Annotated in this window: 18 protein-coding genes and 1 pseudogene; 3 read left to right on the top strand and 16 right to left on the bottom strand. The window is 60.8% G+C overall.

From position 1 onward, the window contains the following. Positions 1–220: 220 nt before the first annotated feature. A complete protein-coding gene (gene rpoE / locus IE061_RS10335; protein WP_193461563.1) occupies positions 221–823 on the bottom strand; it encodes an RNA polymerase sigma factor RpoE in 603 nt (200 codons plus the stop codon). A gap of 357 nt (positions 824–1180) precedes the next feature. On the opposite strand from rpoE, the gene IE061_RS10330 reads away from it, so the two are divergent. After that, a complete protein-coding gene (locus IE061_RS10330) occupies positions 1181–2254 on the top strand; it encodes a 3-deoxy-7-phosphoheptulonate synthase (RefSeq protein WP_039177196.1) in 1074 nt (357 codons plus the stop codon). A gap of 71 nt (positions 2255–2325) precedes the next feature. Here the strand turns inward: IE061_RS10330 and dinG are convergent, their stop codons facing one another. Together dinG and rhlB are read right to left on the bottom strand one after the other, a co-directional pair. Continuing rightward, entirely contained in the window at positions 2326–4455 is a 2130-nt protein-coding gene (dinG, locus tag IE061_RS10325; protein WP_193461562.1) for an ATP-dependent DNA helicase DinG, read from the bottom strand. Between the two features lie 5 nt (positions 4456–4460). Further along, a complete protein-coding gene (gene rhlB, locus IE061_RS10320) occupies positions 4461–5735 on the bottom strand; it encodes an ATP-dependent RNA helicase RhlB (protein ID WP_039177199.1) in 1275 nt (424 codons plus the stop codon). A gap of 146 nt (positions 5736–5881) precedes the next feature. Here rhlB and IE061_RS10315 point away from each other — a divergent pair, with 146 nt between their 5' ends. Both IE061_RS10315 and xthA read left to right on the top strand, forming a co-directional pair. After that, positions 5882–6130: a hypothetical protein gene (locus IE061_RS10315; protein ID WP_016913576.1), complete on the top strand. Its 249-nt coding sequence runs from the start codon at positions 5882–5884 to the stop codon at positions 6128–6130. Next, complete coding sequence (xthA, locus tag IE061_RS10310; RefSeq protein ID WP_039177208.1) at positions 6130–6957, top strand: exodeoxyribonuclease III; 828 nt, start codon at positions 6130–6132, stop codon at positions 6955–6957. Before IE061_RS10315 ends, xthA begins: the two co-directional genes overlap by 1 nt. Positions 6958–7010: 53 nt before the next feature. Here xthA and IE061_RS10305 read toward each other — a convergent pair whose 3' ends face one another. From IE061_RS10305 to IE061_RS10245, 13 genes and pseudogenes are all read right to left on the bottom strand, one after another. Further along, entirely contained in the window at positions 7011–8111 is a 1101-nt protein-coding gene (locus tag IE061_RS10305) for a hypothetical protein (RefSeq protein ID WP_193461561.1), read from the bottom strand. A gap of 18 nt (positions 8112–8129) precedes the next feature. Further along, on the bottom strand, positions 8130–8897 hold the full coding sequence (locus tag IE061_RS10300) for an energy transducer TonB (RefSeq protein ID WP_193461560.1): 768 nt from the start codon (positions 8895–8897) through the stop codon (positions 8130–8132). Then, on the bottom strand, positions 8894–9301 hold the full coding sequence (locus IE061_RS10295) for an ExbD/TolR family protein (RefSeq protein WP_039177216.1): 408 nt from the start codon (positions 9299–9301) through the stop codon (positions 8894–8896). The genes IE061_RS10300 and IE061_RS10295 overlap by 4 nt, the downstream gene beginning before the upstream one ends. Then, positions 9294–9836 (bottom strand): MotA/TolQ/ExbB proton channel family protein, encoded by a 543-nt coding sequence (locus IE061_RS10290; RefSeq protein ID WP_193461559.1) that lies wholly within the window; start codon positions 9834–9836, stop codon positions 9294–9296. The genes IE061_RS10295 and IE061_RS10290 overlap by 8 nt, the downstream gene beginning before the upstream one ends. Position 9837: 1 nt before the next feature. After that, positions 9838–11205: a MotA/TolQ/ExbB proton channel family protein gene (locus IE061_RS10285; protein WP_193461558.1), complete on the bottom strand. Its 1368-nt coding sequence runs from the start codon at positions 11203–11205 to the stop codon at positions 9838–9840. Further along, entirely contained in the window at positions 11205–11975 is a 771-nt protein-coding gene (locus IE061_RS10280) for a DUF3450 domain-containing protein (RefSeq protein ID WP_230478437.1), read from the bottom strand. Before IE061_RS10280 ends, IE061_RS10285 begins: the two co-directional genes overlap by 1 nt. Positions 11976–12193: 218 nt before the next feature. Then, complete coding sequence (nrdF, locus tag IE061_RS10275; protein WP_039177224.1) at positions 12194–13165, bottom strand: class 1b ribonucleoside-diphosphate reductase subunit beta; 972 nt, start codon at positions 13163–13165, stop codon at positions 12194–12196. A gap of 44 nt (positions 13166–13209) precedes the next feature. After that, positions 13210–15423 (bottom strand): class 1b ribonucleoside-diphosphate reductase subunit alpha, encoded by a 2214-nt coding sequence (nrdE, locus tag IE061_RS10270; protein ID WP_084123752.1) that lies wholly within the window; start codon positions 15421–15423, stop codon positions 13210–13212. Continuing rightward, positions 15390–15839, bottom strand: a complete 450-nt coding sequence (gene nrdI / locus IE061_RS10265) for a class Ib ribonucleoside-diphosphate reductase assembly flavoprotein NrdI (protein WP_052196365.1) — start codon at positions 15837–15839, stop codon at positions 15390–15392. Before nrdI ends, nrdE begins: the two co-directional genes overlap by 34 nt. 10 nt (positions 15840–15849) lie before the next feature. Next, positions 15850–16071, bottom strand: a complete 222-nt coding sequence (gene nrdH / locus IE061_RS10260) for a glutaredoxin-like protein NrdH (protein ID WP_039177227.1) — start codon at positions 16069–16071, stop codon at positions 15850–15852. Between the two features lie 249 nt (positions 16072–16320). Continuing rightward, positions 16321–16932 (bottom strand): superoxide dismutase, encoded by a 612-nt coding sequence (locus IE061_RS10255; RefSeq protein WP_039177232.1) that lies wholly within the window; start codon positions 16930–16932, stop codon positions 16321–16323. A 213-nt stretch (positions 16933–17145) separates the two neighbouring features. Beyond that, positions 17146–17946 carry an electron transfer flavoprotein subunit alpha/FixB family protein gene (locus IE061_RS10250; protein WP_193461557.1) on the bottom strand — a complete coding sequence of 267 codons (801 nt, stop codon included), beginning with the start codon at positions 17944–17946 and terminating at the stop codon, positions 17146–17148. 14 nt (positions 17947–17960) lie between these two features. Beyond that, positions 17961–18075: pseudogene (locus IE061_RS10245) on the bottom strand (electron transfer flavoprotein subunit beta/FixA family protein); the annotation flags it as partial.

The following is an 18075-nucleotide window of genomic DNA, read 5'->3' as shown; positions in this document are numbered from 1 at the left end:
TAGTGCGTGTTTTAGCCGCAAAACCTCACAGGCCAAGACTCAGATTATCTATCACCGTCTGCACAACGCCATTGCCAAGTTGGCAGGCAACATGATTGGGCTGCTCGGCGGCTCAACTCAATAACGCTGGCAGCCCTTATGACGCCTGACTCGCCAGACAGTTCACAAAAAAAGTAAAAACGTAAATGTTTGTGTCCATGCGCAGGCAGCGGCCCAACGTTCAGGGCTCTTCACGGCTGTTGCGCGCCGTGGTGACCAGCGGGCGGATATGCTCGTCTACCGCCTCCCTGGCACGAAAAATACGCGAACGCACCGTACCCACCGGGCACTGCATGATTTGCGCGATGTCCTCGTAGGCCAACCCATCCAGCTCACGCAGGGTAATGGCCGTGCGCAGGTCATCCGGCAAGCGTTCGATGGCTTCGAACACAGCGGCTTCCAACTGGTCCCGCGCAATGGCAGCTTCGGGAGACTCGGAGTCGGCCAAGCGGCCGCTTTGATCGACGATTTCGGCATCGACGATATCCAGGTCGCTGCCGGGTGGACGACGCCCTCTGGATACCAGGTGGTTCTTCGCCGTATTGATGGCGATCCGGTACATCCAGGTATAGAAAGCACTTTCTGCACGAAACTTGCCCAACGCACGGTACGCCTTGATGAAGGCTTCCTGCGCCACATCCTGCACTTCGGCGTGGTCGTGCACGTAGCGTCCTATCAGGCCAATGATCTTGTGCTGATACTTCTTAACCAAAAGATCGAAAGCGCGTGTATCGCCTTTCTGGGCACGCTCAACCAACTGCTGGTCCGTTTCACGAGTGCCCATTCACACGCTCCTTCCGCGCCGGTATCACACCGGCCGCTTCATATTCTTGTCGCCCTGTTGATCGGGCCTTCACAGCAAGCAGCATAGTGTCCCTTGGGCATTGGTTAATCGTCATGGAGAGCTCGAGGCCCATGAGGCCTGGTGGCTCACCTGTTCTGGAGGGCGTTTGGTGGCATAACGCCAATGTCATCTAGTGTTACGCGTTCTTAGCAGCGCATCAAGCGCTTACCCCCTTTCTTGAAACCCTGTGGCTGACATTTTTCCTTAATGCAAAGTTCCGTAACAATTGATTTTTACCACCGTGACGCGCCATAGTAGTGACCACTTTTCGTCCATCGCGCATGTACAGGTAGCAAGATGTCTGATCAACAGGTTAGCAATCTCAACGTCCTCGCTCAGGATGTTCTCACCACCCCCGACGCTCTGAAGTCGGCCATTCCCCTCACCGAAGCCGCCGAGCGCTCCGTCGTGGAAGGCCGTCGCGTCATTCAGAACATCCTGGATGGCAACGACCCGCGCCTGCTGGTGGTCGTGGGCCCCTGCTCCATCCACGACGTGGATGCCGCGCTGGATTACGCCCGCCGCCTGCGCGCGCTGGCCGACAAGGTGAGCGATAGCCTGTACATCGTCATGCGCGTCTATTTCGAAAAGCCGCGTACCACCGTGGGCTGGAAAGGGCTGATCAACGACCCCCACCTGAACGACTCGTTCGAAATCGACGAAGGTCTGCACATCGCCCGCAAACTGCTGGTCGACCTGGCCGAGATGGGCTTGCCCCTGGCCACGGAAGCCCTGGACCCGATCTCGCCACAGTACCTGCAGGACTGCATCAGCTGGTCAGCCATTGGCGCCCGCACCACCGAGTCACAAACCCATCGCGAGATGGCCTCAGGCCTCTCCTGCCCGGTCGGCTTCAAGAACGGCACCGACGGCAGCCTGGATGTCGCCATCAATGCCCTGCAGTCGGTCGCCAACCCACATAACTTCCTGGGCATCAACCAGGCCGGCCAGGTCGCCATCATCCGCACCCGGGGCAACGCTTATGGCCACGTGGTACTGCGCGGCGGCAACGGCAAGCCCAACTACGACAGCGTCAGCGTCGCGCTGGCCGAAAAAGAGCTGAGCAAGGCCAAGCTGTCGGCCAACATCATGATCGACTGCTCCCACGCCAACTCCAACAAGGACCCGGCCCTGCAGCCGCTGGTACTGGAAAACGTGACCAACCAGATTCTGGAAGGCAACCGCTCCATCATCGGCCTGATGGTCGAGTCCAATATTGGCTGGGGCGCCCAGAAAGTGCCTGCCGACCTGAGTCAACTGCAGTACGGTGTCTCGATCACCGATGCCTGTATCGACTGGGACACGACCGTCGAAACCTTCACGCGCATGAACGAAAAGCTTGCTCCGGTGCTGGCCAAACGTATTGCCTGAAGCCAACCTGTCGACGCCCCGCCAGATCTCTCTGGCGGGGCGTTTTTCATTAGCATCACCCGCTACCGAATTCAGGCCTGAATGTCACGCCTAAAGGGCGGCAAGGCATCCAGCAGCGCCTGACCGTAGCGCCGCGTGATCACGCGGCGGTCCAGCAACGTGATCACGCCCCGGTCGTTCTCCTTGCGGATCAACCGACCACAGGCCTGCACCAGCTTGATGGAAGCATCGGGCACGCTGATACGCATGAAAGAGTTGCCGCCCTGGCTTTCGATCCACTCGGCCAACGTGGCACCCACCGGGTCATCGGGCACCGCAAAGGGTAACCGAGTGATGACTACATGAGTCAGGTAATCCCCAGGCAGGTCGATGCCCTCTGCAAAGCTGGCCAAGCCGAAGATGATGCTCCCCTTGCCGCTATCGACCGCAGCACGATGCCGCTCGATCAACTCCCGCTTGGGCAGCGCATCCTGCGCCAGCAGGCGCTCTTTCAAAGCCGCTGGCAGCACTTTTTCCACCGCCCTGAGCTGGGCCCGGGACGAAAACAGTACCAGCACCGCTTCATCCTCCCCCAACTGGGAGACACAGCGCACGATGGCACGCTCATGGGCCTCTCGGTCGCTGGGGTCCGTGGCTTCCGCGGGCACGCGCAGCACCGCGTTGGCATAATCGAAGGGGCTGGGCAGCGCCTGGTACCGATAGCGACTGGCCAGGCCTGCGCGCTCCTGAATACGTTCGAAGCGCCCCAGTGCCGTCAAGGTAGCGGAGGTGACCACCGCACCATGGCAGCGCCCCCACAAATGCTTGGCCAGCGTGTGCGCCGCCGAGACAGGGCTGGCGGAGAACTCGATTTCGGGCTCCCCAGCCACACGACTCAACGTGATCCAGCGCGCACAGGGCGGCGCATTGGGCGGGTCTTGCTCGCTGAACGCCTGCCAGAGCGCGTGGGCTTCCAGGGCGCGACCATGCAGCAGCGCCACCAGCGGTAGCCAGGCTTCGGCCTGATCGCGGTCCAGCCCCGTCTGCTTGTCCGGGTCCAGGCTCTCACGCAGGATATCGGCAATGCTTTCCAGGCTGCGTGATAGCGTGGCAAACATCACCAGCAGCTGCCGCGCCTGCTCGCGCAGCGCTTCCGGCAACTCGCCCTTCTCGAAACGCTGCTGGTGGCTGGCCTCTTCATCCGCCAGCCCCTGCTCGCGCCCGGCCAGCTGGTGCCCCAGGCTGAACACGTCCCCCAGGGCAGGCTCCAGGCCATGCAGCACTTCAGGCAGGCTGGCCAGCAGCCGGGCCACGGTGGGCTGAACTGCCAGCCCCTGGTGGAGATCGGTCAAGCTGCTGCGCAGCGTCTTGAGCCAGCGCAGACAGCCATGCACCGCGAAGCGGTGGGCAAAGTGCGACAGCGCCTTGTCCGGCAGGTGATGACCTTCGTCGAAGATGAAGATACAGTCGGCAGGGTCCGGCAGAATGGCGCCGCCCCCCAGGGCCAGGTCCGCCAGTACCAGATCGTGGTTGGCCACGATGACATCGGCATCTTCCAGCTCACGGCGTGAGCGGAAGAACGCGCAAGCACCGAAATGGCCGCAGCGGCGCCCGGTACACTGGCGGTGATCGACGGTGAGCTGACGCCAGTGGGCATCATCGATGGTGTCAGGCCAGGTATCACGGTCACCCTGCCACTCGCCTTTGCCATAGGCATCGGCAAGGTCGCTGGCAAGCACCTGATAGTCGCTGCTATCGCTTTGCAGGGAGTGCTCGAACAGCGACATGGTCGGGTTCGGCTCACTGCCCTCCAGGGCCTGATCCAGCCGCGCCACGCACACATAGCGCCCGCGTCCTTTGGCCAGCGCGTAGCGAAAGGCGATGCCACTGTGCTCGGCCAGGGAGGGCAGGTCCTGATGCAACACCTGCTCCTGCAGAGCCACCGTGGCCGTGGACACGATCAGCCGCTTGCCCTTCGCCTTGGCAATGGGCAAGCCTGCAATCAGATACGCCAGCGTCTTGCCCGTGCCGGTACCGGCTTCCAGCACACAGACGTGGCTGTCGCTGGTGCGCTTGCCATCGCTGTCGCACTGAATATCGCCCAGGGTGCGGGCAATCTCGGCAATCATCAGCCGCTGACCGTAGCGTGGGGTCAGCGCTAACTGCTCCACCACGTTACGGTACGCTTGCTGAATATCGGCCTTGAGCGCGTTATCCAGCATGTGCGTTACAGCATGCCTTCCGGCGGATGCTCGCAGGGCAGCTTGCCGTTGATGTAGCGCTCGATTTCCGGCAGCGAGAAGGCGTCTTCTTCACCCACGAAGCTGATCGATACCCCTTTGGCACCGGCACGACCGGTGCGGCCAATACGGTGCACGTAGTCTTCCGGGTCTTCCGGCAGGGTGTAGTTGATCACGTGGCTGACGTCTTCGATATGGATGCCACGACCGGCCACATCGGTGGCCACCAGCACCTGGATCTCGCCTTCGCGGAAGCTTTCCAGCGTCTTGATCCGCTGATTCTGGGGCACGTCACCCGACAGCATGGCGGCACTCACGCCTGCTTTTTTCAGCAGGTCATCGAGTTTGCGCACCAGATCCCGACGGTTGCCGAACACCATGACCCGCTCGAAGCTCTCCTGCTCCAGCAGCTTGACCAACAGGCGCTGCTTGTCGTCATCCGACACCAGGTATACGCGCTGGTCGATATCGGCCTGATTCTCTACCGTGACTTCGATCTCGACATGGGCTGGTTCCTGCGTCCACTGGCTGGCCAGGTTGAGAATGTCGTCGGTGAAGGTGGCCGAAAACAGGAACGTCTGACGCTCCTCTTTCTTGGGGGTATAGCGGATGATGCGCTTCACATCCGGGATGAACCCCATAGAAAGCATGCGATCCGCTTCATCGAGCACCAGCACTTCGGTTTCGGACAGGTCGATATCGCGCTTCTGATGGAAGTCGAGCAGACGGCCAGGCGTGGCCACCAAAATATCGAGTTTCTTGCCGAGGCTCTCACGCTGTTTCTGGTAATCCATGCCACCGACCACGCTGGCCACGTTCAACGACGTGAAGCGGGCGAGCGCCTTGGCGTCTTTCTCGATCTGCAGCGCCAGTTCGCGGGTGGGGGCGATGATCAGCGCACGGGGAGCCCCCGGCTTCTGACCGTCCGGCGCGGGCTCTTCCAGGAAGTAGGCCAGCACTGAAATCAGGAAGGCAGCGGTCTTGCCAGTGCCCGTCTGGGCCTTGCCCACAATGTCGCCACCCAGCAGCGTGTGGCGCAGCGCCTCTGCCTGAATGGGAGTGCAATATTCATAGCCTTGGGCATGAATAGCGCGCATCAAGGGCAGCGGCAGATCAAAGTCATGGAAGCGCCACTTGCCGGCAACGGCGGGCACCTGAAACTGACGAAGATCCCAGTTCGACTGACGACGACGCGGCTTGCGACGACGGCGTTTAGGCTTGCGGTTCTGGTCCGATGCTGTGATCTGTTCCGACTCGCTCATAGGCTGTGTATCTGTCCATTGCTGTGGAGGTTAGGCATCACGAATCGCGCATTGTAGCAGGGCTTGGCGATAAGAGCGCGCTCTGCTGTCGAAGGAGCGCCCTTGCCTGTTAGAATGAGGCATAAATTAACCCAAGGAGCGCGACGATGACGCGTAAGAAAAAGACTCGTTCACTGGCAGACAAGGTGACGATCCGCACCGGTCGCCGCAAGGATTACAAAAAGTGGCGCCATGAAAACCCGGATCAGGTGACCTCATCACGCCGTTTCGTGGCCAAGAAACAGCAACAGCGCAAACTGCAGGCAGTGCGCAAGCTGGCACGCCAGCAAAGTGGCCAGAACATTGCCATCCACCCCGACAAGGGGAGCGACTCCTCTTCGGGAGAGCCCTCCTGATGCGTCTGGTGTCTTTCAATATCAACGGTATCCGGGCAAGGCTGCATCAGCTGCAAGCGCTCATCGACACCCATCGCCCTGATGTGATCGGCCTGCAGGAAATCAAGGTGCAAGATAGCGAGTTTCCCTTGGCCGACGTGGAAGCCATGGGGTACCACACCTTTCATTATGGCCAAAAGGGCCACTACGGTGTGGCCTTGCTCTGCCGACAGAAACCTCAGCAGGTCTTCTACGGCTTTCCTGATGATGAGGAAGATGCCCAGCGACGCATGATCGGCGTGCGCCTGCTGACCACCGACGGCCAGCCGGTCACCGTGTGGAACGGCTACTTCCCTCAGGGCGAAAACGTCGACCACCCCACCAAATTTCCGCACAAGGAGCGCTTTTACCAGCAGTTGGCCAATCTGCTGGCCACGCAGCACTCCTCGGAAGAGCATCTGGCCGTCATGGGTGACTTCAACATTTCACCCGAAGACCAGGACATCGGCATTGGGGAAGCCAACCGAAAGCGCTGGCTACGTGATGGCAAGGCCAGCTTTCAACCCATCGAGCGGGAGTGGCTGGCAGGCATCAAGGCATGGGGGCTCAGCGACAGCTATCGGCTCTGCCACCCCGACAACAGCGAATGGTTCAGCTGGTTCGACTACCGCTCGAAGGGCTTTGACCAAGAACCCAAGCGCGGGCTGCGCATCGACTACATCCTTGTCTCGCCTCCCTTGGCACAGCGAGTCACCGATGCAGGTATCGACTATCCCCTGCGTGCCATGGAGCGACCTTCGGACCACGCGCCCACCTGGAGCGACTTTTCCCTGACCCTGGCAGACTGACCGCCCCTTGGCTGCCGCCCACTCGGGCGGCACGGCTCACCCCCTGAGCCCCCTCAATCGAAATAGCCAAGCCACTGCTCGGCCTGTTCGTCGCCCAGCTCCGCCGCTCGCAAGAGCGCCTCTTTCGCCAGCGACTCATTGCCCCACGCGTAGGCCAACTGACCATACTGGCGCCAATCGTCAGCCGCCCGAGTGGTTTCAGCCAGCGCCTGCCAAGCGTTCAGGGCATGCTCGACATGCCGGGCCTGCTGCCAGGCCGTGGCTCGCAGGCGCAGCGTTTCTTCATCATCAGGCAGCTCCCCTGCTTCCAGCGCTGCCTCCAGATGCTCACCGGCACGCGCTGGCGTGCCCCCTGCCAGGTGCAGCCGAATCAGGGTCAAACGATCCTCGGGCGCAGTGAACTTGCCCATATGCCAAGCCGCTTCCCAGACGCCGGCGGCAGCGCCCAGCAGCCCCGCCTGCTGCGCCAATCCAGCCGCCTGACGCCACTCCTCGGCGCTGCTGCGCTCGCTCAGGTTTTCCAGCAGCCAGACCAGCGCCTGCTCGCCTTCGCCTGCATGGCGCAACACGACGTTGACCAGCGCCTGCTGGGCATCACTCAGTTCTCTGCCCGGCTCCAGCTGGGGGGTGAGCCATTCGAGGGCCTCTTCCCAGCGCTCCTCTTCTGCCAATAGGCGCACCAACGCCCAAACCGACTCAAGGTAGCGCTCATGGCCCGCCGACTCGCCGAGCCATTGCGCGTAGAGCTCGATGGCCTGAGAGCGCTGACCTGCCGCACGGCGCAGGGACGCTTCGTCACGCAACCAGCGCAGTCGTTGGCTGTTCGGCACGCTGGTACGCTGGCGGGCACTGGCCAGTTCGTCTGCCGCCGCCTCGGGCGCCTCTTGACGCACCAGCGCACTGGCCGCCAATTGATGATATAGCGCGCTGGCCCACTGATCGGCTCGATTACCCGAGGCCAACCTGGCGGCCTGGGAGCGCGCACGGTTCAGAATGGTGTCCAACGACTCATTCTCTGCACCTGCACCGGAAAGCTCCGCCAACTGGCTCTGCAACCCGTTCAGGTCGAGAATGATATCTTCACTCAGTGGCACATCCGCCACCGCCACCGTGCTCCACACGTAGAGCACTGCCATTGCCAATAAACGCTGCATAACGCTCCCTCGACGGGCTTACCGCAACTGAAATTCGATGCGCTGAGTGGCACGACGCAGCTGCTGACTCGGCTCGAATTGCCAGCGCGCAATGGCCTCCTCCGCCGCCTGCTCGAACACCCGGCGCGGCTGGGCGTTGACGACGCGAATCGTCCCGCCATCGACGCTGCCATCACGCCGAATGACGAACTCCACCTCGACAAAGCCCTCCATCCCACGCCGCTGGGCACGGGTGGGGTACGTGGGATTGACGCGACTCGTGGGCGCCACCTGCCCGACACTCACCGGCTCATTGGAAGGTGCTGGTTCTGCCGCAGGCGCCGCTTCACGCTCGGCCGTCGCGGGTGCCGCGGATGGCTCGGAGCGCGACGCGGGCTCTGCGGCAGGCTCCGGCGTGGGCTCTGGCGCAGGCTGCGGCTCCGGTCGTGGTTGCGGTGTCGGCTCTGGCCTTGCCTCGGTAAGCTCCGGCAGCTCACTCTCCAACTCCAGCGGCTCTACCGGTGCATCCGGCAAAGCCAGATCGGGCAGCGCAATCTGACTCGTCGCGACCGGCGCAGGAGCAGGCGCTGGTGCAGGAGGGGGAGCCGCAGGAGCCGCCTGGGCAGGCTCTGGCGGCGGCGTTTCCGGCTCGGCAGCCTGCTCAGGCGCTTCCACCATGGTCATGGCCATGGACATGACCGGCTCGTCGACGCTGCGTTCCGGCGGTGCCACCAGCAGCGCCAGCATCCAGAACAGCCCCATCGCCAGCGCAGCACCAGCCAGCAGCGAGAACCCGTGGCGTATCATGGCGCACTCCGACTAGCCGCCACCGCCACTTGCTCGACGCCTGCCTGCTGCAGGCGATCCATCACTTCGATCAGCAGTCCAGTGGTGGACGCTCTATCGGCCTGGATGACCACCGAGCCATCGCCACTGAGCATGCCGGCCACTTCCTGACCGATGCGATGGGCATCGACCGGACGACCATCCACCCAGACGGCTCCTTCCGGCGTAATCGCGATCAGCACCTGGGCGTCCGGACGCTGTGTGGCGGCGGCCGCTTCCGGGCGCTCGATCTCTACGCCACTCTCCTTGATAAAGCTGGTCGTCACGATAAAGAAGATCAGCATGATGAAGACCACATCCAGCATCGGGGTCAAGTTGACTTCATTGCTCTCTTCGACGGCCTCTATAGAACGGCGTCTACGCATCATTTTCCTCCAGGGCACGTGCCAGGCGATCATGCAGACGCTGGTCTTCTCGCCGAATCACGTGCTCCAAACGGCTGATAAACAGCATACCCACCACGGCAATGGCCATGCCTGTCAATGTAGGTAGCGTGGCTCGGGCCACGCCATCGGCCATGGCCCTGGCCTGATGGGTGTCACTCATGGAAAGGCTGTCGAACACGGTGATCATGCCAGTGACCGTGCCCAGCAGACCCAACAGCGGGCACAACGCCACCAGCAATTTGATCCACGGCAGCGGCCGACGCAGCTTGGCCACCAGGGCCGCACTCCACACATCGCGCAACGTTCGTGCGCTCCAGCTGCGATGGTCGCTACGCGCTGCCCAGCGGTGCACCAGCTTACGACGCGCACGTCGCCAGCTGATGCGGTAGTACCACCAGCGTTCGATGGCCATGGCGAACACCAGCACAGCCACAAGCGCCAGCACCACCAGCACCGCGCCACCGGCGTCCAACAGCCGCTCTACCGGCTCCAGCCAAAGGGGCAACGTCGGCATCTCAGTTCACCGCTTGCCCGGGATGGGCAGACTGCGCTTCCAGGTGATCGGCCAGGGTGGCGCTGGCCTCCCCTTCGATCACTTGCGTAATGAACCGGCTTCGGCTGGACAGTGCCGTTTGTGCGAACAGCAGCGGCACCGCCGTCACCAGCCCCAGCACCGTCGTCACCAGCGCCTGACTGATCCCACCGGCCATGAGCTGCGGATCGCCAGTACCGAACACGGTAATGGCCTGAAAGGTGACGATCATGCCCGTCACCGTACCCAACAGGCCCAGCAGCGGCGCAATGGCTGCCAACAGTTTGACGATGGGCTGGCCTCGCTCGATGCGCGGCAGCTCTGCCAGCACCGCTTCATCCAGGCGGGCTTCGAGGGCTTCGGGGGTTTGATGCTTGTCCATGTCCTTGAATCGCAGCAGCACTCGGCCCAGCGGATTGTCGGCTCGCGGCTGCTCCAACTGACGGCGTTGACGACGCACCCGTGCGCTCACCAGCAGCAGATAGAGGTATTGCGCCAGCGCCACCAGCAGGCCGACACCCCCCAGCACCACGACCACATAGCCGACATAGCCACCCTGCTGGAAACGCTCCCAGAGACTGGGCTGCTGTGCCAACGCCTGCAGTACGCTGCCTTGGGTAGGGTCGATGGCAAATTCACGACTGTCGCCTTGATGGTAGGCGGCGAGCAGACGGCGGATTTCCGACGGCGTACGCGGCAGCTCGGCCAGGCTCTGGTCATCCTGCCCCTTGCGGAGCAGTGCCGACTCCGTGAAAGCGGCAAAATCCCCCAAACGAACCACCTGACGAGGCGCAATCTCGCCCGCACCGTCTGCCACGGGCAGCTCGAGACGCTCGGCCTGCCCAGTGTTCATGGTCAGGGCTGCCAGCCGGTCTACCACGCTCTCCAGGTGCTCACGCTCCAGCACCTCGACGTCGTTGAGGCGCGGGGGCAATGCGTTCGGCGTCAACGTCAGCCAGCTTTCACCCCCCAATTCGTTACGCAGCTCCTCGCTGTGCCGTGTCAGATCGGCCAACAGTGCCGCAAGGGCCTCCCCCTGCTCATCCTGACGCTGAGCCAGAACCTCGGCCTGTTCGGTCTGCTCTTGCTGTTGCGCCTGCAGGGCAGCTTGCTCCTGCTCGGCTGCTGCGTGCGCCGTGCGCGCTTCCTCCAGGGCCGCGGTCAGGGCGTCCTGATCTTCCAGAAACGACTGCAGTCGCGCCTGGTCTCGCGCTTCTGCTGCTTCGCGGGCATCACGCAGCGTCGCGACATCACTGCTTTGGGCGATGGCCGGGGCGCTCGCCCAAACGCTCATGGCCAGCAGCAGGCAGGCCATCTTGTGCACGCCGCGCCGATAGCTGGATAGTTTCATTACGGCGCTCCTGTGGCGGTGATCGATAGCGGCAATTGCAGCAGTTCAGGCGTACGCTGATCATCGGCAATACGCAGGCCATTACGCACTTCTCGGCGGGCACGCTCTTCCAGCGCCAGCCATTCGCCGCGCTGCTGGTCCCAGACGCCGCCCTCTCGACCATCCGGCGTCAGGTAATAGAGGCCAATACGCCCAATACGCAGATAATCGACTTCCCGAGGAGCCCCGCCGTCGCGTTGCAAACGCCCCCGCCAGCTATCTACCTGGCGGCCGTATGCCAGCTCTGCACGCCAGGCTTCGAGCAGCTCGGCAATCCGTTCGGCGCTCTCCTGGGAGGATACCTCTACCCCTTCTACCCGTGCCAAGCGCTCGCCACGCAGGAAAGGCAGATCCGACTCGATCCATCGGGTGAGCTGTTCGGCCATATCCTGCTCGATGGCCGGCAGCGCAGCACGCGTATCGCTCAGCGTATCCAGCGCCTGGGCCAACCGCTGCTGGCGCTCCGCCTCAGTGCCCAGGCGACTGCTCAGGGCAGCATTGGAAGCGCTCATCTGCCGCGTCTCCTGCTCCAGTTGGCGCAGTTCTTCCAACTGTTCTCGCGTTGCTTCGTCGGCCCTGTCGATTTGCTGCTGCAGCTCAGATTGCACTTGCTGGGCCTCGACACTCTGGGCCGCCTGATCCATCGTTTCATCGCTCGCCATCAGCGATGTACTGGCCAGCATTCCAGCAAGCCAATATCCGCTCAAGGCAAAGAAAGGCCTTTTCAGCACGTCGTCTCTCCATCACTGCTCGGCGCGCATCTGCATCAGCTCGCCAAGGCTCACCAAATATAAGAACGATTTGCGTTTAAATCGTTAGCGTGCATAGCCTACCATCAATAGAAGAAATGACAATATTTATCATTAACATTCAATAACGAAATCTTTTCATCGTCCATAAAAAAACGGGAGCCCTGAGGCTCCCGCTGAGTGGCACACTAATCGACCGATCAGAACGACCAGTCGTCGTCTTCGGTAGCGACCGCCTTGCCGATGACGTAGGACGAGCCGGACCCCGAGAAGAAGTCGTGGTTCTCGTCTGCGCTGGGGGACAGCGCCGCCATGATCGTCGGGTCGACGTCCGTGACGCTGCTGGGGAACAGCGGCTCGAAACCGAGGTTCATCAACGCCTTGTTGGCGTTGTAGTGCAGGAACTTCTTCACGTCTTCGGTCAAGCCCACCGCATCATAGAGCGACTCGGTGTAGCGCACTTCGTTGTCGTACAGCTCCAGCAGCAGCTCGTAGGCATAATCCTTCACTTCCTGCTGACGCTCCGGAGTGGCTTCCGCCAGCGCCTGCTGGAACTTGTAGCCCACGTAGTAACCGTGCACCGCTTCGTCACGAATGATCAGGCGAATCAGGTCGGCGGTATTGGTCAGCTTGGCATGGCTGGACCAGTACATGGGCAGATAGAAGCCGGAGTAGAACAGGAACGACTCCAGGAAAACGCTGGCCACTTTGCGCATCAACGGGTCATCGGAGCGATAGCGCTTGAGGATCAGCTCGGACTTCAGCTGGAGCGACGGGTTCTCCTCACTCCAGCGGAACGCATCGTCCACGTCCCGGGTGGCGCACAGCGTCGAGAAAATCGAGCTGTAGGAGCGCGCATGCACCGATTCCATGAAGGCAATGTTGGTATACACCGCTTCTTCGTGGGGCGTACGCGCATCTTCCATCAGCACCGGCGCACCCACGCTGCTCTGGATGGTATCGAGCAGCGTCAGGCCGGTGAAGACCCGGATGGTCAGCTGCTTTTCCTGCTGAGTCAGCGTGTTCCACGACTGAATGTCGTTGGACAGCGGCACTTTTTCCGGCAGCCAGAAGTTGCTGGTCAGGCGGTTCCACACCTCCAGATCTTTATCGTCCTGCAGACGGTTCCAGTTGATCGCATTAACCCGCGACAGGCGTTGCATCGTTGTCATCAGCGCTCTCTTCTAAACGTCATCACATGCCAGTGGGGATATCGTTACAGCGTGCAGGAGACACAGCCTTCTACCTCGGTGCCTTCCAGCGCGCTTTGGCGCAAGCGAATGTAGTAAAGGGTCTTGATGCCCTTCCGCCATGCATAGATCTGCGCCTTGTTGATATCCCGAGTGGTAGCGGTATCAGGGAAGAACAGTGTCAGTGACAGCCCCTGATCCACATGCTTCGACGCTTCTGCATAAGTATCGATGATTTTCTCAGGGCCAATTTCGTAGGCATCCTGGAAGTAATCGAAGTTTTCTTCATTCAAGAACGGCGCCGGATAATAGACCCGCCCCAGCTTGCCTTCTTTACGAATCTCGATTCTCGCCGCCACCGGATGAATGCTGGAGGTGGAGTTGTTGATATAGGAAATCGAGCCCGTGGGCGGCACTGCCTGCAGGTTGCGGTTGTACAGGCCGTGCGCCATGACCGAGGCCTTCAGGGCCTGCCAATCTTCCTGGGTCGGCAGCGCGATACCACTGCGTTCGAACAGCTGGCGTACTTTTTCGGTACGCGGCAGCCAGGCCTGGTCGGTGTACTTGTCGAAGAACGTGCCCGACGCGTAGGTGGAGTCTTCGAAACCGGCGAAGGTGGCGCCATGCTCGATGGCCAGCTGGTTCGAGGCACGAATGGCATGGAACGCGACGCAGTAGAAGTACAGGTTGGTGAAATCCAACCCCTCTTCCGAGCCGTAATAGATGTGCTCACGCGCCAGGAAACCGTGCAGGTTCATCTGCCCCAGACCAATCGCACGCGACTTGGCATTCCCTTCGGCAATCGAGGGCACGCTGCTCAGGTTGCTCATCTCGGACACGGCAGTCAGGCCGCGAATGGCGATCTCGACGCTGGTGCCGATATCGCCCGAATCCATGACCTTGGCAATGTTCATCGAGCCCAGGTTGCAGGAGATGTCCTGACCGATGTCGCGGTATCCCAGGTCGTCGTCATACTCGGTCGGCGTGTTGACCTGCAGAATCTCGGAGCAGAGGTTGCTCATGTTGATGCGACCGGCAATCGGGTTGGCGCGATTGACCGTATCTTCGAACATGATGTACGGGTAACCGGACTCGAACTGCAGCTCAGCCAGCGTCTGGAAGAAGGCGCGAGCATTGATCTTCTGCTTGCGAATGCGCGCATCCGCCACCATTTCATGGTACTTCTCGGTGACGCTGATATCGCCAAACGGCACCCCGTAGACCCGCTCTACATCGTAGGGGGAGAACAGGTACATGTCGTCGTTGCGCTTGGCCAGTTCGAACGTGATGTCCGGAATGGTCACGCCCAGCGAAAGCGTCTTGATGCGGATCTTTTCGTCGGCATTTTCACGCTTGGTGTCGAGGAAACGCAGAATGTCAGGGTGGTGAGCATTCAGGTACACAGCCCCGGCACCCTGACGAGCCCCCAGCTGGTTGGCGTAAGAAAACGCATCTTCCAGCAGTTTCATGATGGGGATGATGCCCGACGACTGGTTTTCGATACGCTTGATCGGCGCGCCAGACTCACGGATGTTGGTCAGCAGGAACGCCACCCCACCACCACGCTTGGAGAGCTGCAGCGCCGAGTTGATCGACCGACCGATCGACTCCATGTTGTCTTCGATACGCAGCAGGAAGCATGACACCAGCTCACCGCGCTGCTGTTTGCCGCAGTTCAGGAAAGTCGGCGTGGCTGGCTGGAAGCGACCACTGATCACTTCATCCACCAGCGACTTGGCCAGCGCTTCATCCCCACGAGCCAGCGTCAGCGCAACCATGCACACGCGATCTTCGTAGCGCTCCAGGTAACGCTTGCCATCGAAGGTCTTCAGCGTATAGCTGGTGTAGTACTTGAAGGCACCCAGGAAGCTGGGGAAGCGAAACTTGTAGGCATACGCCTGCTCGAACAGCGACTTGATGAATTCGAAGCTGTACTGATCGAGTACGTTGGCCTCGTAATAGCCCTCTTCCACCAGGTAGTCCAGCTTCTCTTCCAGCGAGTGGAAGAAAACCGTGTTCTGGTTGACGTGCTGAAGGAAGTACTGACGCGCCGCTTCGCGGTCCTTGTCCAACTGCAGTTCGCCGTTGGCACCGTACAGATTGAGCATCGCGTTGAGCGCATGATAATCCAGCGTACGCGCTTCGGTGGTACCCGCAGCAGGACGTTTCGCTTCTGCCGACTTCTTGGTAGCGGCGCTGGTGGACGCTACGTTGTTAGAGACTGAGCTTGACGTTTCCAAAACTCTTCTACTCCTTTGCGGACCTTGGCGACATCGTCATCGGTGCCAAACAGTTCAAAGCGATAAAGCAACGGTACCTGGCACTTTTGCGCGATGATGCGCCCTGCCAACCCGTAAGCTTCACCAAAATTCGTATTACCCGAGGCAATGACACCTCGAATGAGGTGCCGATTGTGCTCATCGTTCAAGAAGCGAATCACCTGCCCCGGTACGGCGCCTTGTGCATGGCCACCGCCGTAGGTAGGCGTCACCAATATGTAAGGCTGCGTGACGCGTGGAGTGGGCTCTTCACGATTCAATGGCAGCCGCTGGGCACTCAAGCCAAGCCTTTCGATAAACCGGTGGGTATTGCCTGACTTGGTGGAAAAATAGACCAGCGTACCCGCCTGTCTGGTTTCCACCGTGGCCGTGTGCATGGCGGCGGAGCTACGCCAGCGCCTGGATACGGTCAGGGCGGAAGCCGGACCAGTGATCCTCACCTACCACGACGACCGGCAGCTGACGATAGCCCAGAGCTTCGACCTGCTGCTGCGCGCCTGACTCTTCCGTAATGTCGATCACGGTGTACTCCAAACCCTGCTTGTCCAGCGCACGATAGGTAGCGGTGCACTGTACGCAGGCAGGCTTGCTATAAATTTGGATTTCCATGGCTATTTTCCTTTTCATAGCGACACTTTTCGGGTAGCGCATGGCAATGGCGCCACCCCTCTGAAATTCTCCACGCATACTATATATAGACCACCAGAAAATCAATTCAAGCATATATGGTATTTTTTCATCCACAGGTTATTGACAAGCCATACCCAGCGCTATACCCAGAAACAAAAAAAGCCGCCCCCTGAAAGGGGGCGGCTTTGGCTGCAAAATCACGCGCTCAGGCGCAATTTTCGACCATTATCAGGCCTTGGCAGCTTGGTAGCGACGCTCGACGTCTTCCCAGTTCACGACGCTGAAGAATGCGTCAACATAGTCGGGGCGCTTGTTCTGGAACTTGAGATAGTACGCGTGCTCCCATACATCCAGACCCAGCAGCGGCGTGTTGCCATGCATCAGAGGGCTATCCTGGTTGAGCGTGTTCTCGACGACCAGCTTCTTCTCGGGTGTGACAGATAGCCACGCCCAGCCGCTGCCAAAACGGCCCAGCGCCGCTTTCTTGAAAGCGTCCTTGAACGCATCGAGGCCACCCAGCTCGGCGTCGATGGCCTTGGCAACATCACCCTGGGGCTGACCGCCACCATTGGGAGACATCATCTGCCAGAACATGGAGTGGTTGGCGTGCCCACCACCGTTGTTGATCACGGCCTGACGCTTCTCTTCCGGCACGCGATCCAGATTGGCAACCAGCTCTTCTACCGGCATATCTTCCAGACCAGTGCCTTCCAGGGCACCGTTCAGGTTGGTCACGTAGGTGTTGTGGTGACGAGAGTGGTGGATCTCCATCGTCATCGCATCGATGTGCGGCTCGAGTGCATCGTAAGCGTACGGTAATTCAGGAAGGGTATGGGCCATGCTATCTTCTCCTTGAGTGGCTTCTATAACGTTCACTACCTAAGGTGCGGTCTTGCTTCACCCTTTTCAACTGCCGCCCCGGCAATTTTTCTACCAGCGCGACGACTTCTTTATCCCAGTACTTTAGTCAACTATTTTCAGTTTATCGAATTCATCGCCATTAAAAAAGCCGACCTCTTGCGACGTCGGCTTTTGGTAAAACGGCGTTCCTGCTTACAGCTTGCTCTCCAGCTCCGGCAGGATCTCGAACAGATCCCCCACCAAGCCGTAGTCGGCTACCTGGAAGATCGGGGCCTCTTCGTCCTTGTTGATCGCCACGATCACCTTGGAGTCTTTCATCCCCGCCAGGTGCTGAATCGCGCCGCTGATGCCCACGGCAATGTAGAGCTCGGGGGCGACGATCTTGCCGGTCTGGCCTACCTGCATGTCGTTGGGCACGAAGCCTGCATCCACCGCCGCACGAGACGCGCCAATGGCGGCGCCCAGCTTGTCGGCGATGCCGTCCAGCAGTTTGAAGTTTTCGCCGTTGCCCATGCCGCGGCCGCCGGAGATGACGACCTTGGCACCGCCGAGTTCCGGGCGGTCGCTCTGGGCCAGCTCCTGCTTCACGAAACGGGACTGGGCGTTGTCGACGACCACGTCCACGGCGTCNTCGGCGCTCTCGACGCCAATCACTTCCGACAGTTGGCTGACGTCTTTCAGCGCGGCCAGCCGGGGCAGCACGTTCTTGCCGGTGGTGGAGGCGCTGGTCAGCACGTGGGTGTAGTCGTCGGCCAGGGCGACCAGCAGCGCGCCCATGGGCTCGGCAAGCTGATGGGCGTAGACGGCGTTGTCCGCCACGCGCACCTTGCTCACGCCGTCGAGTGTCGCGGCGGCTTCGGCGGCGGCCTGGACGCCTTCACCGGCGACCAGTACGTCGATATCGCCACCGATCGCCTGGGCGGCTGCCACGACGTGGGCGGTGGCGCTGGCCAACTGACCTTCATGCAGGTCGGCAAGTACCAGAATGCTCATGAGATCAGCTCCTTTTAAAGCACTTTGGCTTCGTTTTTCAGTTTATCGATCAGCTCGTCCACCGAGGCGACCTTGATACCGCCCTTGCGCTCGGCGGGTGACTCGACCTTGAGCAGCGTGACGTTCGAC

Origin of the sequence: Vreelandella hamiltonii, assembly GCF_014651795.1 — a bacterium.
Lineage (GTDB): Bacteria > Pseudomonadota > Gammaproteobacteria > Pseudomonadales > Halomonadaceae > Vreelandella > Vreelandella hamiltonii.
This window is presented reverse-complemented; position numbering and strand designations above follow the sequence as displayed.